Origin of the sequence: Flavonifractor sp. An100, from assembly GCF_002161175.1 — a bacterium.
Classification (GTDB): domain Bacteria; phylum Bacillota; class Clostridia; order Oscillospirales; family Oscillospiraceae; genus Lawsonibacter.
The window spans coordinates 42054-64488 of the sequence record NZ_NFMA01000003.1; the positions used below are offsets into that span (position 1 = coordinate 42054).

General features: G+C 48.0%; 21 protein-coding genes. 6 read left to right on the forward strand and 15 right to left on the reverse strand.

Going from position 1 to position 22435, the window contains the following annotated elements; all coding sequences use genetic code 11:
• Positions 1 to 2: 2 nt before the first annotated feature.
• Positions 3 to 1097 (reverse strand): site-specific integrase, encoded by a 1095-nt coding sequence (locus B5E43_RS02590; protein ID WP_143382927.1) that lies wholly within the window; start codon positions 1095 to 1097, stop codon positions 3 to 5.
• A 212-nt stretch (positions 1098 to 1309) separates the two neighbouring features.
• On the opposite strand from B5E43_RS02590, the gene B5E43_RS02595 reads away from it, so the two are divergent.
• The 3 genes from B5E43_RS02595 to B5E43_RS14830 are packed head-to-tail and all read left to right on the forward strand — an operon-like array spanning position 1310 to position 3596.
• Entirely contained in the window at positions 1310 to 2401 is a 1092-nt protein-coding gene (locus B5E43_RS02595; RefSeq protein ID WP_242964674.1) for a Fic family protein, read from the forward strand.
• Positions 2402 to 2439: 38 nt separating this feature from the next.
• A complete protein-coding gene (locus B5E43_RS02600; protein WP_087393347.1) occupies positions 2440 to 3108 on the forward strand; it encodes a hypothetical protein in 669 nt (222 codons plus the stop codon).
• Positions 3108 to 3596 (forward strand): DUF2207 domain-containing protein, encoded by a 489-nt coding sequence (locus B5E43_RS14830; RefSeq protein WP_143382928.1) that lies wholly within the window; start codon positions 3108 to 3110, stop codon positions 3594 to 3596. The genes B5E43_RS02600 and B5E43_RS14830 overlap by 1 nt, the downstream gene beginning before the upstream one ends.
• 128 nt (positions 3597 to 3724) lie before the next feature.
• Here the strand turns inward: B5E43_RS14830 and B5E43_RS02605 are convergent, their stop codons facing one another.
• From B5E43_RS02605 to B5E43_RS02620, 4 genes are all read right to left on the reverse strand, one after another.
• Complete coding sequence (locus B5E43_RS02605) at positions 3725 to 4141, reverse strand: sigma-70 family RNA polymerase sigma factor (RefSeq protein ID WP_343214262.1); 417 nt, start codon at positions 4139 to 4141, stop codon at positions 3725 to 3727.
• Positions 4138 to 5802, reverse strand: coding sequence for a recombinase family protein (locus B5E43_RS02610; protein WP_242964675.1), 1665 nt, complete (start codon positions 5800 to 5802; stop codon positions 4138 to 4140). Before B5E43_RS02610 ends, B5E43_RS02605 begins: the two co-directional genes overlap by 4 nt.
• Complete coding sequence (locus tag B5E43_RS02615; RefSeq protein WP_087266543.1) at positions 5789 to 5983, reverse strand: hypothetical protein; 195 nt, start codon at positions 5981 to 5983, stop codon at positions 5789 to 5791. The genes B5E43_RS02610 and B5E43_RS02615 overlap by 14 nt, the downstream gene beginning before the upstream one ends.
• Before the next feature lie 492 nt (positions 5984 to 6475).
• Positions 6476 to 6910, reverse strand: a complete 435-nt coding sequence (locus B5E43_RS02620; RefSeq protein ID WP_087393351.1) for a sigma-70 family RNA polymerase sigma factor — start codon at positions 6908 to 6910, stop codon at positions 6476 to 6478.
• Between the two features lie 504 nt (positions 6911 to 7414).
• On the opposite strand from B5E43_RS02620, the gene B5E43_RS02625 reads away from it, so the two are divergent.
• The gene (locus B5E43_RS02625; protein WP_087393353.1) at positions 7415 to 7720 is read left to right on the forward strand and encodes a carboxylate--amine ligase; all 306 of its coding nucleotides are present in this window, start codon (positions 7415 to 7417) and stop codon (positions 7718 to 7720) included.
• Positions 7721 to 7785: 65 nt separating this feature from the next.
• On the opposite strand, the gene B5E43_RS02630 is transcribed toward B5E43_RS02625, so the two are convergent.
• From B5E43_RS02630 to B5E43_RS02660, 7 genes are all read right to left on the reverse strand, one after another.
• Positions 7786 to 10944 (reverse strand): DEAD/DEAH box helicase family protein, encoded by a 3159-nt coding sequence (locus B5E43_RS02630; protein ID WP_087393355.1) that lies wholly within the window; start codon positions 10942 to 10944, stop codon positions 7786 to 7788.
• Positions 10945 to 10950: 6 nt separating this feature from the next.
• Positions 10951 to 11469, reverse strand: coding sequence for a hypothetical protein (locus tag B5E43_RS02635; protein WP_087393357.1), 519 nt, complete (start codon positions 11467 to 11469; stop codon positions 10951 to 10953).
• A 7-nt stretch (positions 11470 to 11476) separates the two neighbouring features.
• Positions 11477 to 13333, reverse strand: coding sequence for a site-specific DNA-methyltransferase (locus B5E43_RS02640; RefSeq protein ID WP_087393359.1), 1857 nt, complete (start codon positions 13331 to 13333; stop codon positions 11477 to 11479).
• Positions 13326 to 13856 (reverse strand): super-infection exclusion protein B, encoded by a 531-nt coding sequence (locus B5E43_RS02645; RefSeq protein WP_087393361.1) that lies wholly within the window; start codon positions 13854 to 13856, stop codon positions 13326 to 13328. The genes B5E43_RS02640 and B5E43_RS02645 overlap by 8 nt, the downstream gene beginning before the upstream one ends.
• 3 nt (positions 13857 to 13859) lie before the next feature.
• Entirely contained in the window at positions 13860 to 16511 is a 2652-nt protein-coding gene (locus B5E43_RS02650) for a DEAD/DEAH box helicase (protein ID WP_242964676.1), read from the reverse strand.
• A 169-nt stretch (positions 16512 to 16680) separates the two neighbouring features.
• Positions 16681 to 18222 carry an endonuclease NucS domain-containing protein gene (locus tag B5E43_RS02655; protein ID WP_087393364.1) on the reverse strand — a complete coding sequence of 514 codons (1542 nt, stop codon included), beginning with the start codon at positions 18220 to 18222 and terminating at the stop codon, positions 16681 to 16683.
• A gap of 187 nt (positions 18223 to 18409) precedes the next feature.
• Complete coding sequence (locus B5E43_RS02660) at positions 18410 to 19096, reverse strand: hypothetical protein (protein WP_242964677.1); 687 nt, start codon at positions 19094 to 19096, stop codon at positions 18410 to 18412.
• A gap of 185 nt (positions 19097 to 19281) precedes the next feature.
• Here B5E43_RS02660 and B5E43_RS02665 point away from each other — a divergent pair, with 185 nt between their 5' ends.
• Positions 19282 to 19617, forward strand: a complete 336-nt coding sequence (locus tag B5E43_RS02665) for a hypothetical protein (RefSeq protein WP_087393366.1) — start codon at positions 19282 to 19284, stop codon at positions 19615 to 19617.
• Positions 19618 to 19757: 140 nt separating this feature from the next.
• On the opposite strand, the gene B5E43_RS02670 is transcribed toward B5E43_RS02665, so the two are convergent.
• A complete protein-coding gene (locus B5E43_RS02670) occupies positions 19758 to 20219 on the reverse strand; it encodes an SLOG family protein (RefSeq protein ID WP_087393368.1) in 462 nt (153 codons plus the stop codon).
• Positions 20220 to 20338: 119 nt separating this feature from the next.
• Between B5E43_RS02670 and B5E43_RS02675 the strand changes: the two genes are divergently transcribed.
• On the forward strand, positions 20339 to 20521 hold the full coding sequence (locus B5E43_RS02675; RefSeq protein WP_275532983.1) for a helix-turn-helix transcriptional regulator: 183 nt from the start codon (positions 20339 to 20341) through the stop codon (positions 20519 to 20521).
• Between the two features lie 143 nt (positions 20522 to 20664).
• On the opposite strand, the gene B5E43_RS02680 is transcribed toward B5E43_RS02675, so the two are convergent.
• Both B5E43_RS02680 and B5E43_RS02685 read right to left on the reverse strand, forming a co-directional pair.
• On the reverse strand, positions 20665 to 20874 hold the full coding sequence (locus tag B5E43_RS02680) for a hypothetical protein (RefSeq protein ID WP_087393372.1): 210 nt from the start codon (positions 20872 to 20874) through the stop codon (positions 20665 to 20667).
• Positions 20874 to 22259: an NlpC/P60 family protein gene (locus B5E43_RS02685; protein WP_242964678.1), complete on the reverse strand. Its 1386-nt coding sequence runs from the start codon at positions 22257 to 22259 to the stop codon at positions 20874 to 20876. Before B5E43_RS02685 ends, B5E43_RS02680 begins: the two co-directional genes overlap by 1 nt.
• Positions 22260 to 22435: the final 176 nt, after the last annotated feature.

Consider the following 22435-nt stretch of genomic DNA (forward strand, 5'->3'; position numbering starts at 1 on the left):
TTCTATTCCAACATCATTTTTGAAATCGTATCGGCGTTTCGCTCCTTATTCGCATACTCCAGATGAGCATATAAATCCGCTGTCGTGGAAATGGTGCTGTGCCCCAGCCACTGCTGCACCTCGATCAGGGGCACACGGGCAGAGATTAGCAGATTTGCACAACTGTGGCGTAAATCATGAAACCGTATCCTTCGTAATTGGTTTTTCGCAAGGATCCGCTGAAACCCCAGGGAGAGATCATCCGGCATGAGTGGACACCCATTCTCACATAGACAGACATAGTCTTCCGCTGGCGGTTCTTTAGTGCCGTAGCGCTGAATGACAGTTTCCCGGAGCAGAGCTTCCACCTGCGGCATCAGCGGCAGGGTGCGGAAACTGGATTTCCGCTTTACCTTATCCCGGGCAATGCGCTGCCGATGGCCATCGATGGAGGCCACCGTAACCGAATGTGAGATCGTAATGCTTCCCCGCTCAAAATCAACGGCGCCCCACCGCAAGCCCAACACTTCGCTGCGCCGCAGGCCATACAAAACAGCAATGGTAATGGGCAACTCCATAGGATCGTCCCGGAGGACACCCAGTAATTTCCGGCACTCCTCCGGAGAATAACAATCAGAAATAGCGGGCTCTTTCTGCGGACGTGGAATGTGATCCGTTGGGTTGTCCGCAATCAGCCGCCGCAGTTTTGCCTCTTCCAGCGCCTTGCGCAGCAGCACATGATAATGTAAAACGGTATTCCCTGTAAGGCCTTTGGCGTACAGGGAATGGTAGTAATCCAGAATATCAGAGACTTTGATGGAGGAGAGCAGAATGTGCCGTTTCTCAAAATAGGGTGCGATCCGGTTGCGAATGCACTTTTGATATTCTTCATAGGTACCAACCGCCACTTTTCCCTGACTGGTTTTCACCCAGGCCATGAGATAATCACTGAAGAAAATGCCGCTATTTCGTTTCTGCATGTCTGTCAGATCCGTATATTCCCGCCGTGCGGCAAACAGTAGTTCTTCCGCTCTCCGCTTGTTCCCTTCGACCTTCAGATGAGTTGCCAGCCACTTCTGTTTTGGCCGCCCCGCTTCGTCCCGAAGTTGAAGGATCATATACCAATACCCATTTTTCTTTGTCAAATGTCCCGCAATCACAAAAGCACCTCCCGCTTTATGTTGTTACAGGAAGTACTATATCAGCTTTTTCTTTTCTCCTTATCCGGGTGGTCATGGTCGAGCGGATTCGAAATCAGTTTCAGGAACCATATTCATGGGTTCGAATGAACCAAACTTTTTCTAAGAATAAGTGAACTGCCCGGAAAGTCTTGCTGCTTTCCGGGCAGTTCTTTTTCCTTTTGATTGATGAAATGAGTGATGTATGGTATAATAAAACCAATCATTTACAGTTGTGGGGTATTTGCATGAAACACAAAAAGCCTCCGTTTGAAATCACAAACCAGATCATTGACTATGTGGCGGAGATCGCCGAACTGGTGGGCCGTCTGACGGCAGTCTCTCCCCTATCCACGAGCCCTACGCTCCGCCGTGCCAACCGTATTCGAACCATACACGGGTCGTTAGCAATTGAGCAGAATACCCTTTCTTTGGAACAGGTAACTGCTGTTTTGAACGGCAAGCACGTCCTGGCTCCACCTAAGGATATTGCCGAAGTCAAAAATGCATATGAGATTTATGAGCGGCTTGATGAACTTGACCCCTATTCGGTGGACGATCTGCTGACTGCCCATGGCATTATGACCCGGGGCTTGGTCGAGGAATCCGGCGTGTTTCGCACTCGACCTGTGGGCGTGGTGGACAGCGAAGGACATGTCCTGCATTTCGGTACGCTTCCACAATATGTTCCTGATCTGGTTATGGAGTTGCTGGACTGGGTAAAGACCAGTGAGGTTCACATGCTCATTCGCAGTTGTGTGTTCCACTATGAGCTGGAACTAATCCATCCCTTTGCCGATGGAAATGGACGTGTAGGACGCCTGTGGCATACACTGCTGCTTTCTAAATGGAATCCGGCCTTTGCCTGGCTCCCGGTGGAATCCATCATCCACGACCGTCAGCAGGAGTATTATGATGCCATCAACGCCTCTAATGATGCCGGAGAGTCCACGGTATTTATTGAGTTCATGCTCTCAGCCATCAAAGCATCACTCATGGATGCGATTGGTACGAGTGATGAAATGAGCGATGGAAGGATGGATAAGGCAACCCTTCGCTGGAAGAAAATTGAGGAGTATCTTAAAACCCACGACTATATCATGAACGCCGATGTGCGGGAATTGTGCGGGGTGTCTACAGCTACGGCAAACCGCATACTATCGAGTTTTGTTGAGGGAGGTAAATTAAGAAGATACCATAAGGGCGGACATTGGATATATATTTTGCTGTATAATCAAAGTTAATGTATTATTCTATTGCATTGAAGATGGAGGTCATTATCATGAAAGTTATTTCTATTCAAATTGCTCTGTTTTTTAAAGATTTAGTAAGCAGGCCAGATTATTTAGCAGAACAGATCAACCAAAAATTGGGAAATATATTTGATGCTATGCCGATTTGTATGGATCTTCCACTTGATGCTCCTGCTGAAATTCCTGTGGTACAGCGTAAATCTACTACGGTTCCTCATTCGTTGAATATTTCCAGAAATAGAAGTGATTTAACTTTGTATCCCATGCAAGAAAATAATCAGCTTCAAATTATTGAAAACCGCTATTCAGAAGATATTTTGAATTATATAAAAACTACTATACAAGGTCATGAGATAATACGAGTCGGTATTGTCTATACTGTGTTTCAGCCCATAGGCACACCGTGCGATTATATTTCCGAACATTACTTTGGCGGGAATATTAAGGGGGAAAATGAACTATCTTTTCGCATGAATAAAATCATCAGTGTAAAAGGAATCAATACAAACAATGTGTTAAATGTTTCTAATGCTGTGGCTAATACAAACGGAAAGAAAGAATCTGGAGTAATTTATATTCGAGACATTAACACCGTAACCGAAGACGCTCCAAAACCTCTTAGCTTGAAGCAAATAACTAATATCTTAAAACATAGCTATACCATATTAAATGACAAATCTTTTGGGGAGGCGAGATAATGTCATCCTCAGAAGAAAGAGAAAACAGTAATACAGTCTCTATTCCAAGTGTAACGACACCTTTAACCGATGTGTCAACTCCCTCTACATCAAGCTATAGTCAGACACCAAATACACAATCGTCTACTCCTCCTTGTCCAAATCCATATCAATGCGGTCAGGACAATCATGAAATAAAATCCAGACTATCCGCATTGGAAAATCATATATCTAAATTGGAGGAAACTGCATCTGAAAGACGTTCTTTTCTAAAAAAAGCCGAATCCCTTCTTGTTGTTTTTAAAGTAGTACTTATTGCAATACCAATCATTTTATCTATCACAATTGCTATTACACTATATTTTGTATATAACGATAGCAGACTTCTTAACATTGTTACAGGGATCATTGGCATTGCAACAATTGCTGAGTGTGTCTTGCTACCCATACTTTGGAAAAGTGTCGAGTCACGCTTAGATAAGGTCGAGGAATACATAAAAGAAAAGTAACCTTCTTTCGATGAACAGCCGCTTATCTTACTAGAATTCTTACCGTTTACAATAACCGCGGTGCTACACTAGCCACGCACAAAGCCCAGAAAGTCTTGTCCCACAAGGCTTTCCGGGCTTTGTTTACATTAGCGGCGTCGCGATACATAGGAACGGCTGATTCCGCATTGGGATGCGATTTCCTTTTGGGTCTGAGGCTGCCGGTCGTCCAGACCATATCGACGTATGATAATGGTGCGTTCCCGCGGTGTCAGGCAGGTCTCCACACATCGTCTCACCCGTTGGCAGGCATCCTTTGTATCCAGATCCTCCAACATGGTATCGTCCACCGCGATTACATCCATTAAGGAAAGCGATCCGCCCTCACCCGCCGATTCCAATGTATCCGCCAGGGACACCTCCCCCTGTAATTTTCGCTGAGAACGAAAATGCATCAGAATCTCATTCTCAATACATCGACTGGCATAGGTTGCCAATCGGACATTTTTATCCGCCCGAAACGTAGAGATTCCTTTGATCAGTCCAATGGTGCCAATAGAAATCAGATCATCCTGTTCTCCATATTGCGCGTAGTATTTTTTAAAGGACTATTGCAAGAGACTAATCCGCCCCTCTGAAAATGGGCTGAAGCCTGCTGCCCCAGCCGGAGATAGATTTCTAAATAGATTTGCTTATCATCGCTTTGCTCCAACACCACAATGTGATCCAGGATCGTCGCCACGACTTCGGATTGGATTCCATTCGTAAAGTCCAGTTCTTCCCAAAGGGCCTTTTCCAGGAGTTTTGGGTCAACCTCCGTACTTTTTTGCATTTGCTCCTGCTGACACAGAGACATCCGCTGTTCCTCCAGGGCGGAGATCTGGCGGTTGAATCGTCCGTTGCGCTCCTTAAACTCCTGGAGGGTAATGGCATCCGCCATACTCAGCTCCAGCAGCTTATCCTTCTTCTCCTCGATCTGGCTGATCTGCACCTCGATCCGTCCAATCTGAGCGGAGTAGTCCACCCCGCATGAGGTTTCCCCAATGCTGTCCAGCACCAACCGGATGATCTGTTTTTTCTCTGTAACCACCTTCTCAAAGAGGTCGGCCAAGACCTGATCCACTTCATGGGTACGGATACCCGGTAGGTCGCACCCATCCTTTCCTTTCTGGCGGTAGGTCTTGCAGCGCCAGAACTCCGTCTCTCCTTTCTGGGTCTTAAAGGACTGGCGATGGAAGCTGGTACCGTGTCTGCCGCAAATGATTTTCCCGCTGTATGGATAGCGGTTATGGTAGCTGGTAGATTTTGTCCGAACCTCCCTGCTCCGCTGCTTGAAGATGGCATTTGCCTGATCCCATAATTCTTCTGAAACAATTGCTGGGATGTTGGGATCTGGGTACATAACCCATTCGCTTTCGTCCAAAAATGCTTTCTTTTTGGTGCGATAATCCAGCGATTGGGTTTTGTTGCCGCAGTACCACCCCTTGTACTTAGGGTTGGTCAGAATATGCCGGATGGTCAGCTGATTGAACTCATTACCCAGCAGGCTGGTGTGTCCTCGCCGGGTCAACTCCTGAGAGATCTTTCGGATTCCATACTTCCCAGTGGCGTAGAGTTCAAAAATGAGCCGCACTGCCTCAGCCTGCTCCGGGATAATGGTCAGCTTGCAGTCCTTCTTATCGTACCCCCACAGACGGTTATTGCCCAGAACATGACCGTTCTTGATGGACTGTCGGAACCCGAATTTCAAACGCTCGGACAGCTTCCGCACCTCATCCTGGGCCACCCCTGCCATCACCACCAAGCGAAACTCGCTATCCGTATCCAGGGTATTGATGTTGTCATTTTGAAAGAGAACCCCCACATTGGCGTCCAGCAGTTCCTGAGTGTACTGAATGCTGTCCAACGTACTTCTGGAAAATCGGGAGATCTCTTTGGTAATAATGAAATCAAACAAGCCCCGGTGGGCGTCGTCAATCATCCGCAGAAAACTCTCCCGCTTATAGGTGCTGGTTCCTGAGATACCTTCGTCCACATACCCCTGTACGAATGTCCAGTTGGGATTTTTCTGAATGAATTCCGTGTAGTATTGAACTTGGTTTTCCAAACTTCCCTGCTGCTCCACTTTCTCCGTAGATACACGGGCATAATATGTAACCCGCAGGGAAAGGTCGTAGATAGACCTGCCCATCCGTAACTGTTCCCGCAGCTTTCTAATGGTCATCATGCCGTTGATCCCCCTTCTGCTCTTGTACTTGTAAAGGCTTATCTTCAGCATAATGGGTGAAATGCTTTCTGTCAAAAAACCGAGAATGACTGGCAGAATGATAAAGATCCTCTGAGATAAAGTTCCGCTGCCACAGTCGCTTCAAAAGAACAAGCCCGATCTCACGGTCAATCTCATTCATGCTCAAACCTCCTTCTCGGTAAGTTATGCCTTTTGAACGGATACTATGATGTTCGGATTCAAAGCCACATGAACGCACTGGCAGCGTGTGCTGCCAGTGCGTGGTATCTGACTTTGAATATGCCGGTCATATTCATCGCCATATTTATCGAGCCCCTGGCGAAATGGGAACATGGCAGGTTGTCCGTGGCGAGGACGATTCATAACTCCACAGCGTCGGTCGTACCGTGCGCCGTAGGGTTCCCCCGCTTACGTGGGAGGCCACCGTTCGGAAGTACCATTATGTCTGTGCTGCTCTCCTCCTGAATGAGCCATAAGCACCCAGGCGTATCGCTTACAAATCGCTCACATCGGTGTGACCGATGGTCATGGCGGTAAACGAAAAATTGCATTGGCACAGTGACGTACCTGCTCATGCTGCCGATATTCCATTATCAAGGTTCACCGAGAAGTGAAAACCCCTCTATTAACAAGGACATCTGGAGGCGATTTTTTAAGTCTCTTTGAAAAGTTTTTCTAAAATTTTTTTTAGATTCTTTTTGCCAGCCTGGATGCTGTAATAAATCGCTTGTACGGAGGTGCCGTCCGCAGCGGCGATTTCTTCCAAGGTCATGTCCATAAAGTAATAGGCATAGATCCGGTCTGCCTGTTTTCTGGGGATAGACCGCATAGCTTTGTAAAGTTCTTCGTTCTGGATATGCCGCATCGTTTCTTCTTCCGGCCCAGGTACTTGTTCTAAAATGTGAGCCTCCACTCCCGGTTCACTGTCCAGAGATACCACATCCCCGTTTCGGCTTCTCCGCTTCTCCAGGGCCTGGTCAGCAAGACGGCACTGCTCAAACATGGCGTCAATCTTGTAGGAAACAGGATATTCCGAGTATGTAGAATCCAGATGGGGGTATTCTTTTCTCAAATCAATAAATTTCATGTTGGCAACTCCTTTGAATTGTTTTTGAAGTATTCAAAGAAGTTGCTACGGGTACGCTGCTATGGAGGGATGCCAGTGCGCTGTAAACCAATCAAACTGCAAATAAAAAAAGGCATATCGAATCTCATCGTTTTTACGACAAAATTCGATATGCCTAACACAAACGGATTCCCCGGGGCCGGGTATGTCAAATAACAAAAGAAAAGAGGATTTTCTTTTCCGTTTCAGCGGACGGTCTAGAAAATCCTCTTTTCTATGCCACGGGTTATACAGTTGTTTTGATTCAAAAAGAATTGCGCACCGAGATCACTCTTTCTATAAAACTTTTAATATATCATATAGTTGAAGTCGAAAGAATGATAACACAGTCGGAAGGTCGAAATTTGCTGACAAATGGAAAGAAAACAGTGCTTTTACTGAAATTAGGTTTAATTCATATTGCGTTTCCTACGTTCCCACGCTAAAATGATGGCAGGCAGAACAACAGGAGGAGGTTTGAGCGACATGAAATATCTTCTGTACCGATCCCCTGGAAGCATAGAGAAGGATGTGACAAAACACGAACTGGTGGCTGTGGAATTTGGTACAGACATCTATGAAGTCACGGAGGCTCTGGTCGAAGCAGCGTCTCAAGATCTGGCTGGTATGCCGGAATACGAGGGGTGCCAGACTGCTGCCTATGCTCCAGAACTGTTAAAGCCGTTCCGCAAGGTCAAACGCTACGACTACGAGATGACGGGTATTGTCTATCCCGCACACGGGGATGAAAATATCTTGATTGACTATGGAATTGTAGAAAAAGCTGAATAAAACACAAAAAGGGAAACCCGGATTCAGTCCAGGTTTCCCTTTGCTCATTGTGTCATTAACTCTATTTACAGCCGCTCACGCAGTTCTGTCCAGCTAGTGGCAGCCTCCAGCTCCACCCCAGCGTTCAAGGCTTTGAAATGCTCCTTGCCGCAGTGAATTTTCAGCTGCTCACTGGTTTTCAGGTGCATAAAGCTGGTGTCGCCCTTGGTTTCCAGGACAAAATACAGCTTTTCCTCACCATTCTTGTTGAGATACACAGCCCAGTCGGGGTTGTACGTGCCGATGGGGGTTTCAATTTTGAATCGGCTGGGAATCTTGAAGAACATCTTCACATCCGGGTCGTTGTCCAAGGCCACGGCAACCGGCTTCTCCACCGTGGAGCTGTCGTAAACCACATAGTCATAGACGCTGTGTTCCACCTTTACGGCGTTCCGATCCAGGTTAGCAAGCAACTCAGTGGTGTCGAAGATTTCCTGCACATAATATTCCTGGCCGTCCAGCTTCACATAGCGGATACCGTCGATAGCCAGGGCGTGGCGGTGGCTGCGGATCAGCTCTACGACTTGCTCCAGAAATGCCTCCGGGTTGTTGAGAAAGTCCTTGCACCGTCCACTCCCCACCAGAATCCGATTGATGGTGGCCGGGGTCAGCAGCGTTTCATCGCTGATGGCGGTAATAATGTCCGGCAGGGCCTGATAGTCGTTGGCAATATCCATTGTCCGCATTTCCCGTTCTATGTGACTGATTCCAGCCTGTTCAATATGGATGTCGGCGGTCTGGGACACCAGTCGGGTTTTGGGGATATGGGGCATTTCCCGGATAACTTTGACGCAGTTCTCCACAAGCTGCTCGGTGTCAATGCTCACCCGATAAGCGGTTTTCTGCTTGATCTTGTTCCATAGCTCCAGGAACTCCGGGGAGAGCATGACTTGTTTGTTGAGCCGCACCACCACATCACGGGAAGCATCCCGCACCGGGGGCTTCCGGTCGGCATTGGCGATAATCTGCTCAAACCGCTCTCTGGCAGCTTCATATTTTTTCGGCAGGTCAAGGGTTCCGTTTTTCAGAGCGTTCTTCATGGTGTCCTTGACCTTGCCGGTGCTGGTGATATACCCCTTTTGCTCAAAATGTTGCAGCAGCTCGGTTGCTTCCTCGTGGGTGACAGTGTGTTCCTCCACCACGGTTTCCGTGTAGGTGGTTCCGGCCAGGGATTCCACCGCCACCGGCTGGGCCTTTTCTACGATTTCCTGTACCACTTCTTTGACAGGCTCCAGCGCCTTGGGCAGCTCGATTTCCCTGGGCTTGATTGCAGCGGCCACCTGACCAGCCTCATCAATCACACCAGCGGTTTTCAGGGCCGCTACTACCGCCTGGGCCTGTTCAGTCGTTACCTGCTTCTCTACGTCCCGACGGGCCTCATAGACCATGCCGGAAAACAAACTAAGCTGAAGCACACCAAACTTGACGCCGGTTTCGTCCTCGATCTCCTTTTGGAGGGTGGAGGCAAATTCGGCAAAGCTCTCGTTGGCCATAACGTGAAGGACGTTGATGTTCTTATCCTCGATACGCTCGCCGTCCTGGTTCACGCACAGGCGCAGGCCACGGCCCACCTTCTGACGGCAGGTAAAGGTGGACTTCTGCTCGATCAGAGTGCAAACCTGGAACACATTGGGGTTGTCCCAGCCTTCCCGCAGCGCCGAGTGGGAGAAAATAAACCGCAGCGGACACTCAAAGCTGAGAAGCCACTCCTTGTCCCGCATAATGGTGTTGTAGGTGTCATCGTCAGCTTGGGTGTCGCCTTTGGTATCCTTCAGACGGCCCTTCTTGTCCTGGGAGAAGTAGCCGTTATGCATCTTACTCACGTCTGTGGTAAACCGCTCCTGAAGGACGGCATACTTGGGTTTCGCCATCAGCTCCTGGTAGCACTCCTCAAACATGGTGGCATAGATGCCGGGGGTGCCGTCCTCGTGGCGGTACTTGTCCACCTTGTCGATGAAGAACAGGGACAGTACCTTGATACCCTTGTCCAGATACCGCAGCTCTTTGTCCAGGTGGGTTTCGATGGTGCGCCGGATCTGCGCCTTCTTGACGATGTTCTCGTCTACATCGCCAATGGCCTTGCCCAGCTTGACCTCTTGGGTGTTGCCGAACTCGATATGCTCAAAGTCGGGGGTACAGTCGATTCCGGCGACGGTGTAGCCTTCATACAGTTCCCGTTGACCGGAGAGCAGGAACAAATCGTCTCCCGGCTTGACGGTCATGGCCTTTCGGGTCACGGCTCCGGTCTTGCCCTTCACATCCAGTTCTACCCTGGCCTTAAAGCCCTTGTCGTTGCTGACAGAAAGCAGCCGCACATAGGCTTGGTTGAAGCCACCGGCAATCTGATTGGAGGACACGGCGATCTGCTTCACCAGCCCCATCTGGTAGGCATCCACCGGAGTCAGGCGGTAAAGCAGATTGATTTTTTCTCGGTGGGTAGCGGAGTACCGCAACACACACAGGGGGTTCAACGTGGCAATGGCTTCCTTGGCCTTGGGGGTGTTGTCTACACTCTGGGGTTCGTCGATGATGACGATAGGATGGGTATTCTGAATAAAGCCCATGGCCGTCTCGCCACCCAAACGATCTTGGGCCTGGTTGATAATGTTCTCCGCCTTCTTGAAAGCGTCGATGTTAATAATCATCACTTCGATGTTGGAGCTGGTGGCAAACTGCCGCACATCGGACAATTTGGCAGAGTTGTAGATGAAGTACCGGCACGGCACATTGTCATATTGCAGGCCGAAATGCTCCTGAGTGACTTGAAAGGACTTGTAGACGCCCTCCCGGATGGCCACCGACGGCACCACAATGACGAACTTGGTAAACCCGTACTTGCGGTTCAGCTCAAAGATGGTCTTGGTGTAAACATAGGTCTTGCCGGTGCCGGTTTCCATCTCGATACAGAACTGGCAGCGTGACGCTGCACCCAATGCGCCTTCGGCGGCGGGTTCCAAGTCAGTGAGTGGTAAACCATTCCGCTTCTGGACAGCGTGCATATTGGCGGTCAGTGTTTCCTGGTCGATGTAGAGGGCGTTGCCCTGGCCCAGTTCAGGGAGAAGGGAAGTCTGCCGATCATCCACCACGGAGAAGGTGCTTTTGGTTTTCTCCTGGCCAGTAAATAAGTCCACCACGGCGTTGACTGCGTCCGTTTGGAAGGCTTGATTTTTGAATTTAAGTTTCATGCCTGTTCACCTCTTAAACAACCGCAGGAACAGGGTATAGTTCCATAAAAGATTATCTGCTTCAATGGAGTGCTGAATATTGATAATCTCATATTTGATTCCAACAATATTTTTACTGTCCATGTAGAGCTTGAGATTTTTATAGCTCTGCACAACATCAAGTTGATTTAGTATTCCATTGTCAAGCACCTGATCTATTTTTGAAGTCAAGTTCCGATATATGTCTTGATTTCCTGTTTCACAATACAGGGCTGCTCGTTCGTAGGCGGTTTTTAGTGCTAATAGTGCATCTTTGCGTATGTCAATCTGCATTTTTCGCACACCAACAATAATTACTTCGTATATCGTAAAGCAAAAAGCAATCCGTTCAATCCAAAGCCACAAAGTATTACCGCTGGAGATAGGGGAAAGGAATGTAGAAAGATAAGCAAGTAAGAATGGAATACCAATGTATTCGATTGTTCCAAGTAGGCAATGCACAGTGGTTTTTGTGATTACATGAAACCATTTTAGAGTGTTATTCATATCTTCCTCACACCAGTTTCAGCTCAATTCCATGATCCCGCAGGATATAGTAGGCATTTGCCATAGCGGTATCGTCGGCAAAGCTGTCACGGGAGATAATGATTTTAGCCGGAGCATATTCGGTCATTTGCTCCACGTCCTCCGGCTGCACATCTTCGGCCAGACAGACCAGCAGCAGGCAATCATCGCCCACGCCATAGACGGTCTTGTTGTGGATGGAGAACGGGGTCACGGAGTAGGTCAGCGGTACACCCAGCTTCAGCATGATTTCATAGATCATATCCAGGTCGGTACGCTCCGGCTTTACCCGGTGAATCATGGTATTCATTCGCTGGTACAGCAGGTCGAGCTGCTCGTCCTCAATGGGGGTAGCGTCCCAGGTTTTCAGATTGGAGGTGTCCAGCTTAAAGACACGGAAGCCCACGTCCAGGGGCTGCTTGTCCTCCTCCATAGTGACTTGGGCGTGTTCCTCCAGGATTTTCTTTCCGGCCCGCCGGATTCGCTCCTTGCCGATCTCGCAGATATTCTTGTACCCGGCCTTATGCGCCTCGCTCTTTTCGTCGCACAGCTCGGGAAGCTGCACCAGAATAAAGCGCCGGTTGCCGCCGTCCTCGGCATTGAGCTGCATCACCGCATGGGCGGTGGTAGCGGAGCCAGAGAAGAAGTCGAGAATAATGTCATCATTTGAAGTTGAAATCGCAAGACACCGCTGTATTAGTTCAACTGGTTTAGAAAAGTCAAATATCTTTCCGCCAAATAATTTTGTTAAGCCTTGCGCAGCAGATTGGGTATGACCAACCTCTGTGTTAGGCCACCATGTCCAAAGATTGCGTCCTGCTCTTTCCGAGAGATATGTTTTCTTTCTTGGAACACCCTTTCCATCTGCACCAAACCAGATTCGCCCAGCAGCTATTTCTTCGTTCATTTTATCCTGTGTATATCGCCAACACAGGCTGTCAGGCAATTCGATAACCCGTCCAGCAGGTGTAACCATAGTATAAAATTGGTTTTTCGTTCCGTGACCAGCTTGTGCTGTGCAATCAGTCGAAATCCACGGCCCTCTGGGGTCGTTATCAGGATTTTTATAAGCTGCTTTGTCCTTTTCAGAAAATGGTAGCAGCTTTATAACTTGGTTACTATTCTGAATGTTTTTTGTATAGACAAGGATGTATTCGTGCCCCGGGCTAATAACCCGTCGTGCATCTGGTGATGTACGTTTTTGCCATATAATCTGTGCTATAAAATTTTCCTCGCCAAACACTTCATCACAAACTTTTCGCAGGTTTGTGACCTCGTTATCATCAATCGAGATAAAAATCACACCATCATCCCGCAGCAGGTTTGCCGCCAGACGCAGACGGGGATACATCATGTTGAGCCAGTTGGTGTGAAAGCGGCCCATGGTTTCCGGGTTGCTCTTGGTGGTCTGCTGGGTCACTTCCTTGTACCGGGCCATGGGATCGGCAAAATCATCGGCATAGACAAAATCGTTGCCGGTGTTGTACGGCGGGTCAATATAGAACATCTTCACCTTGCGGTAGTAGGCCGTTTGCAGCAGCTTCAAGACCTCCAGGTTGTCGCCCTCGATGTAGAGGTTCTGGGTGGTGTCCCAGTCCACGCTTTCCTCCTGGCAGGGGCGCAGGGTTCCGGTGGAACGCTTCTGGGCCAGCCGCAGGCAGTCCGCCTTGCCCTTCCACTCAAACTTGTACTTCTCAAAATCGTTGTCGATGTACTCGCCGCACAGAGAAAGCAGCTTGTCAATGTCCAGCTTGCCCTCGCTGACGCACTCCGGGAACACCGAGCGCAGCTTGTCCAGGTTGCTTTGTTCTATGTTCATGGAAAGTCCGTCAAGTATATCAGGCATCTTTTTGTACCTCCTGAGTTGTTGCTTTAGACACATTTAGATAGTCCGGGTGCTTATGGAGCAATTCAAATACCCACGGTTGAATAAATCCTGGGGATAGCCCTCGTGGCGCAATGCTTGTTCCAGACGGCTGAGAAATAATTCCAAAAGTTTTGAGTTTTTGTGCCACCGGGTCCATCATTGAAAAGAGAATCGCTGTTTGTCCCTTGTCATAAAACTGTTTTAAATAGACTTTTTCTACATCTGAAAGATTCTTCAGAATGTATTTATATGTTCTCCATGTGTTGATTTTATTCCATTTCCGTTTGGTAAAACCAATAATGTATTTCATAATATAAGAAATGAGTAGCGAAGCAGATATTGCAAAAATAATAAAAAACCATATCCCATATTTTTCTCTAAATGCGATAATATCAAATGGCAGAAAGGTTGCAGGAAAGAAAAGCAAGAATATACTGGCAAAACAGATTGCAAAGGAGGCTCTAGCAGATGTATCTAAAACTTTTCCTATATCAAAATTCATTTATCACACCTCAACTTTAACCATAAATTCCCTCTGCACCTTTGCCGTCAGCTTTTCCTTGTCGGCAAAGGACTTTATTTTTTCTTCCAGCTCTACATCCAGGCGCATAGCGTCAAAGAACTGGCTCTCCTGCCGCTTCATGTATTCCTGCCGAAGCTGGGTTACTCTTTTCTGCGCAGACAGCCGTTTCAGCCGGTCGCCGGTGACGGCCTCCAGCTCCGCTTGGGCCTGCTGAACCTGGCTGTCTAGGGTGTTCAGCTCACGGCTCAATGCCGCCTTATCAGCGGACACCTGCTGCTTCATCCGTTCCATTGCCTCGGCCTGGGCGGGAGACAAACGCTCCAACTGCGCCTCCAGCAGCGCCTCCTTTGGCACCAAATTATCCAGCGGGTGGGGACGGCTGCTCCCTTTTAACCAGTGGGGAGATCTCCGCTCATCCTCGGTGTAATTCTCCACCGGCAGCTCCAGGATGCTGCGGCAAGCTGCATCGTCCAGGGCTTTGCCGCTCTCCGTTAGGCCACATAGTACGGCGTGTTCCGTGCGGCTGGAGCCTGATACCAGAGTCACGGTATAGAGGGCAATCTGGCACGGTTCCGGCGCTGTTGGAACAGTCAGCACTCCCTCATTGGCGCTCTCCAGCTCGTGGAGAATCCCACGGCCTATGATGCTGGACAGGGTAATCTGTCCGGCCTTGGGTTTGAAGTCCTTTGCCATGCCGTACATCTTCTGGCTGCGATAGGGCCGGTTTCTGCTCCCCGTCCAGTAGTAGAACAGCACCGGCAGCTCCCGGTACTTCGTGGCCGTAATGGTACGGCTGGCTTCGTCGATCACAAAATGGCAATCGTCGTTCTTTTCATTGTAACGGTTGAAGAACCATTTGGCAATCTCCCAAAGGTCGTTGTTCAGCTCCTGCCCACGGCGATTCACATACTTGGGGTTGATCTTCACTTTGTCGGCCAACTCCTTGGTGAAGGTGGTAAACAGAATATCTTCCGCTGCGGAAACGGTCTGCCGGTTATCTTGCTCGTGGGTGTCCAGGGTCTGGCGGTATGCCTGCTCAATCTGCGCCCTGGGCCGCAACCGCTGGGCAATGACCGGAAAGGCCGCTTTTACATCATCCGTAAAACCGCCCAGCACGTCATCGGTAATGCCAAAGACACCGTCTGTCACCAGCATCCGCTTGTTGACCAGCTCCAGCTTGCGAACATCGGCAAAGTTGTTCTTGTCGATGAAGGCCACAGACAGCACATCGTTCTCCTGACCCAGCCGGTGGCAGCGGTCGATACGCTGCTCCAGCTTTAAGGTGTTGTACGGCAAGTCGTAGTGGATGATGAAAGCAGCCTCCTCCAGATTGAAGCCCTTGGCACCGTTATCGGTGGAGATCAGCACCTCGCCGTCCTCTTTGAACCGGCGGATCACGGAGTAATCGGCGCTACCATTATAGGCCAAGGTGTAGTACTGCCCGGAAAGAAGATCCTGGAGCATCTTCTGGGTTTCCACGCTCTCGGTGAAGATAACGACTTTCCGTCCGGCTCCCGTTTTCTTCATCAGAGAAAAGCCCTGTTTGAGAACGGTCAGCAGCTCACCGGCCTTTGCATCCTGTGGGATGCTTTCTGCCACGGTCTGAATCTCTTGCCATTGGGTCAGCTCCTCCGCTGCGTTTTCCAACCCCTGGAGCCGCTTGACGATACCTTTGATGGTTTGCAAAATTGCCGCCGTAGAGGAACCCAGCAGGCCCAGCAGCCGTAGAGCCAGGTCATATTGGTTCATTTCGGGAAAGGCTCTCTTTTCCGGCTGGTTGATGTAGGCGTACAGCAGCTCATAGAGCTGCCGCTCTGCCTTGCCGGGGGTGTACTCCACGGTCAACAGCACACGCTCCGTCACCTTGGCGTAGTGCTTGGCCTGGGAACGGAGGGTACGGAAACAATAGCGGCTGACCTGTTCGCTGAGTTCCGGGTAGTTCTCCGGTCGGCGCAGATACCGGGCCAGAAACTCTTTTTCTCCCGGCAGCAGCGTTTCGTCGATGAACCAGATCACGCCGTACAAGTCCATAATGTTCTTTTCGATGGGGGTGCCGGTCAGCAGCAGCTTGAAGGAGTCTCCGGCGATCCGCTTAAGGGCCTTGGCCTGTTTGTTGTCCTCTTGGTAGACCGGGGACAGGGCGTTGGCTTCTTCAAATACCGTCAAGTCCCAGTTGACCACCTTTGCGGCCTCCTCGTTGTCGGCGGCAAAGTCATAGGTCGTAATGACAATGGCATCCTGAATAAAGGCGTTGGGATGGTCGGGGGCACTGTAGGCCTGCCATTCTTTGCGGCTGGTCAGAACCACATAGGGAACGGTATAGAACCGATCCAGCATTTCCGTCCATTGGTACAGCAGGTCTGCATTGGGAATGACCAGCAGAATCCGGCTGCATCCCTCCAGCCACTTTTGATTGATGACCAGCATGGCCTCGTGGCTCTTGCCCATACCGGCTTCATCGCACAGGACAGCACCTTTCTGATAGGGGGAACGCAGGGCAAAGCTGGCCGCTGCGATCTGAAACGGATAGATTTCAATATCCGATGAAGCAAAGACCGGGAGGAACTGTTCTTCCTCGGGTAGCTGCTCCAACAACCGAGCCTTGTAATAGGCATGAAATGGTGTTTGCAGCATGGTGGTTGCCCTCCTTTGCTCTCACACTCCTTTTTGTTTATTATGTCAGATTTTAGGGGAAAAGGCAATGTATGAAACAGATAAACGGGAGCTGCTTATTGGGCAGCTCCCGTTTATCTGGGCGGAGATATTCAGTAAAGAACTATACGAAAATAGGGGCTTTTGAGTTTCAAATTTCAGTATAAGAAATGCTATACTCAAAAAGACGCATTTGGGAATCCTGTTTGACTTTTCTTTTAAGTTCAGCAGTAGGGCTATTCAAACATATAAGGCCGTAAACGTGTTGTCCGGACTTCGCAATATCTGCTTCTACCCATTCAATATATGTTTTAGTTTGTGTGTACGCATCATCGTAACCGGAGTCTTTTTTTAGCTCAATCACATAAAGGTCGTTGTTATTATCTGTTGCCAAAATATCAAGTCTACCAGTACGAAGAATAAATTGTCTGCCGTACACGCCCCTTTTTTGATAGACCTTTAGTGAAAGACCAAAAACCGGAATGCCCTGTTCCATTCTCTGAATTAGTTCATCTTCAAGAAGTTTTTCACTGGTAAATTGATGCTTTTTTATTCCTATGTTAATCGTGGAAGTGTCTGCTGCACTATCTTGTGAATCTGTATCCACATCACATTTTTTGGTTGCCAGGGGACGTCCAATTCTAGCAACGAGTTGTTTTGACACCTTATATCCACTTTTCTCAACAAATTCTTTTGCCTTATCTTGCTGACCTAATGCCAAATAAGTACGAACGAGATTGTTTGCCGCAAAGCGTGTATCTCTTTTCTCCGATAAACATTTGCGAAATACATCTTCAGCATCATGGTATTTCTTCTGCTTAAACAAACAATATCCCAGGTTATTCAAGGCGTTTTCTGCCTCTGGAAAAACTTCTAATGTTTTTCTGTAATATGCTTCTTCTAACTGATAGTTGCGCTTTTTTCCATAGCACCAAGCCATCCAAAAGTAAATATTGTCCGTATAGAATATGCCTACACGATCTTTTACATCCTCATATTGTTCTAAATACGATAGAGCGTTGTTCCACATCTGCATATTATAATAGGTGTATCCCAATAGTTCTTTCGCCAAATATATATCTCTGTTGGTTTGCAACACTCGCAACAGTGCATCTGCAATATCTTCATTTTTTGTCCCGTAATAAACGCTTTCCAATGCCTCACACATTTCTGGAATACCTATACATACGCCGGGTCTATCGAGCAGTTCTCGCAAATAACTCCACATTCCAGGAATGCCTTCTTTTAGCGGTAAGACCAGACAATAAATAAAGTCTGAGCATGACATTTCTTCATCTTCAGCCAAATAACGCTTTATCTTTGCAGGAACATACTGTGCGAGCCTTTCGTTAATTGCTCCAGATTTTCCGGTAAGTAAGTCAATTACTGCAAAATATATTTGCTTGATGGGGTCACCGTCCGATAATCTTATAACAGAATTTCGGTATTCAATAAAGCAGGGATCTTTCATAACATCGCATTTCATTAGCTCTGAATATCTGAGATACCCCATTGTCAAGCTATCTAAAAGCAAGTCGCAGTATTTACTCTGCAATTCGTCATGAAATACAGGGGAGGCAGATATTATAACATTTCGGCATTCTTGAAAATTAGGTTCCTTGGAAAAATCAAGTTGGTCATATGCTTGACAAAGCTTGTTTTGATAATGAATAAGTTCCTTTGATTCTGCCATGCTGAGTTCCTCCTGACGGTCTATTAGCCAGCTCTTATATATTTTCTAAGTTAAAATCTGTTTGTGTGATTTTTTATTATATCATAAAAGCAATAGAGCGGTTAGACGTGAATTCAAGACTGTATTGAGTATGATGACAGGCCTAACGGAAATCGCTCTCCGTTGGGCCTGCCTAGTGGTCACGCATTTAATCTTTTAATGAAACATATCCAAAATGATATTGAGAATCTGAGATCGTCTGTTTTAAGCTGCGCCCTGTGCTTGTTATTTTGAGCATTTCAGCAGTGATTTGGGTTTCATGACAAATATGTGAGAGTTTTAGCCAAATTCTTGCAAGTTCACCATGAAATTCAGCAGGGTAATTGGTGTTATCTGGGCAAGACACAGGAGTTTTTGCGGAAAAAATTTCTTCAACATTTGCTGAAAATGCGATGTCGTTATCATAGTGTTCATTGTTGATAGCAAAGAGAATCTTGACGCTTTTCCCGGATTTAATCCTATCGTTATACCACTTCACTCTAGTGTCACTCATTCCGAAGAACAGTGATTGCGTGGAGAACCAAGTATATCCACGCTTAGCTTCATCTGAAATATATAACGCCATCGTTTCTTCACCATCTAAAGTAACTCCACTAGACGTAGAAAGCCCTAATTTCATAAAAATATAATCTGAACCATCCATCTGGATACTGTCTCGATCAGCAATCATAGCTTTCACTTCCTCCACATGAAGATATTTTTTCTTTAATCTCAGGTATAGCTCCTCGTCTTTAGCGAGCATATACATTTCTAAAACATCATTGAGTGCGGCGGTTTTTGTCATTCCTTTTTCCGACACAAAGTCATTAAACATCTCTTGAACGGTGTCGGCCACTGTGATAGTCATGTAATTTTGCCTGCCCATTAAATCCCCTCCATTGTGTACCATATAGCCGGTAGAGTTTCTTCTAAAGTGTACCATACTCCCGACAGAGTGTCAAGCAGCATAAAGTAGTTAATAGATCATTATTGAAAGTGACTGATACGTATGGTATTCTTATATCGAGGTAGGTGATTATAATGCCTGATACCGAAAACAAAAGAGTTCGGCGTACCACAGAAGAACGAATTGCCGAGATTGATAACAAAATTGAGGAACTCGGCAATCAGATCCAGGCGCTTGAGGCTAAGAAGCAAGAATCTATTGCAGTATTTGATGACCGAATTGCAAAAGTCCAGGCCCGGATTGAAGGCTTGAACAAGCAAAAGGCAGATATTCTCTCCCCCAAGCCGCCTCGGAAGCCGAGAAAAACCAAAAAACAGAAGATCCAGGATTTGATGAAGCAGGCGCAAAAGGCTGGTTTGAAACCGGAAGAAATTGCTGAGCGTCTTGGCCTCAAGATTCAGGAAGAATAACGATAGTTGGAGAGCCTGTTGCTATTTGAAATCGGCAACAGGCTCCTTCATTTCAAATAGAATTGTTTAGAAGTTAAGATAGAATTATGATTAAGAAAAACTGTGGCCAACCGAAATGTTGTCCACAGTTTTAATTTAGCTCATATCTTTATAAGATGAACTTCTTTGCCAAGCGTATGTGCACAGCGCATGGTAAATAGAGTCCCGCCGTGATCACGCCCATCATAGACAGCAATTACCCGCTGTGACTGGTGTACCATATAGCGATTTCGTTGCATGAAACAGGATGGAACATACTTTTCGCATTCTACCTTGACGCCATTGCAGGCCTGCAGCAGCTCGTGGAACTGCTGATTTTGGGTTTTCAACCTCCCGGCATGAGGAATAGCCGCTTCCAAAAACAACTCCGGATGCTGTGCTTTTTCTTCAGCCACGATAGAGGCAAACATTAGGTCAATTCCTTCAGCAAAGCCGGATATAAACCGAGTATAGCCATCCTCAATCGCTGATAAAATTTCACACCTAAGTTCTTTCTCCACATAAGTAATGCGATCTGCGGAAATTTCTCTGTGTCCAGTCACACAACAAGTTTTTTCATTCACCAGAAAGCCTCCCTTTCATATGAATAACCGATTTTGGTTAATATGATTATATACCATGTTCGGTTAATATTCAAATAAAAGGGGGCTTGTGCATCGTGATTTCTTATGAAAAATTGTGGGTGACTATGAAGAAACGAGGAATCACGCAATATGCGCTGATAAAGAAATATGGCATAAGCCCTGCACAGATTACAAGGCTAAAAAGGAATGAAAGTGTAAGCACTCATACCATTGAAGTATTTTGCAAAATCCTTGATTGTGGAGTCGAGGATGTGATGGAATATATTCAAGATGAAACGTAAAATTAGCAAAACGAGGGTGATATGTAGATAGCTGCATCGTTCTCTACTTTAACTGTAATTAGTTTTCCGGCAGTCCCAAAAACGTAATGTCCGAAACGAAAAATGCGGGGTGCTATGGTTCAATGCCATAGCACCCCGCTTCATTATCCAATCAGAAGTTTTCTCGCCTGTTCTCCATTCCTGCACCTTCGGTGAAGGATATACCAAGCCGCTTCTTTCCACTCCCAATCTGAGTAGGCGGTAATATCAACGTCGTTCAGCTGAGGAAAATGCCGATCAGATTTGGGAAGGAATCTCAAATCAGATATGTTGGCGCAGTTTTTCTGCTTTGCCAGTAGCGCCACAAGTTCCATTACGCACCTCCATAAAAGACTGGTCTGCCGATGGTAGTAAATCCCTCCTGTCCAGTGATGACCACATTGTTGGCGCTGAAGGCACAGTGGACGATCAGAATATTGCCGCTCTCGTCCCAGCCGCAGACGATTCCAACATGGGTATCCTCCGGGTAAAAAACCAGATCACCGATCTGCGCCTCCGCCCAAGAGATACTGGTACAGTAGCCGTGCTGCGCCATAGCGCCACCGCCATGACCGATGATGTACTCACCGCCTGTGGCGTTGTAAAACACCCAGTCCACGAACCCGGAACAGTCCAGGCCATAGGGCCGGTAGGTGCCCGTGGTGCTGTTCCCTGCCGCCGTGACCTCTGTGAGCCGCCCCCAGCGGCTGTCCCAGCCCAAGACAAGGCTTTTACCGCCCCAGAAGTAGTTGACCTTCCCCACAAGGGAACAGGCCGCACGGATGACCGCCTCACGCTCTGGGGACAGATCCTCTGGCAAATTCAAAAGGACATCCTTGGCATCGGCGGTTATGTTCATCAGACTTCCAATCAAGTCCGCCAACATTTCACGTTCCTCCAGCAATTCCTGAAGCATCTCAAGTTGCTGAGTCGTAAAGTTATATTCCGCAGCCGCTTCTTCTGCCGTTTTGCCTGTAATGGTGATGTGGAGGATTCGCTCTGTGTATCCGTCATCGGCTCCTTCACTGCTTTCCGGGTGGTCAATTTCGTCTACCTCATGGATAATGGTATTCATATCCCAAAAGACTGCCTCCAGCCGGTCGATCCGGTTTTCATCCAGCGTAACTACGTCTGTGGCGTCTGTGTCATTGCTGCCGGCAACCTTTACCGCAAAGACAGCGAGTACATCAACCCAGTCCGCTCCGGTTCCCTCAATCACAACATCGTCATAGCTCTCCGCTGTCTGCAATTCCTCCAGGGTTTCATTGTAGGCATAGTTGACCTGGGCCACGGCAACCGATACGGGTACACCGTCCTGACTGCCACCCCCCGCAAAGAAAATGCCGAAGGGGGACGCTGCAATAGCGGCCACAAGGATCAGGCAGAGGAGCACGATCAGCAGGATCACACCTCCGCCAGCAGCCAGAACACCCTTAACCGCAGCCAGGGCCACCCGCCCGACTGCCTGGGCAAACCGCATGGTGAGTTTTCCAGCCTTGACCGCAGCCTGTTTTGTCCGCTGACCGGCCTTCTTGACCATTTCTTTCTGTGCCCTCCGGCGGGCCAGGGCCTTAGCCTGCTGCGCCGGGGACAGCTGCCGCTGGACGGTCTTGCTGCGCTGAAAGGGTGTCTTTCTTTTTTGCAGCGCCGTCCCCAGTTTTGGCCGGTTTCCATCCACTTTAAGAGAGCGGGTCACTTTACTGCTGGGTTTCTGGCCCAAAGTTTTTGGGTTCCTGTCTTTTCCGGCTGGTATCCTAAAATCCGGTGTTTCTCTCTGGCTCACGGGGGACTGAACACCGTTCCGCCGAGGCTTGTCAAAAGAACCGGCGTTTTTATTGCCCGCATTAGGAAGGGGGCGTTCGCCGCCACCAGGGGGTTCGTGTCTGTTTGGTTCTG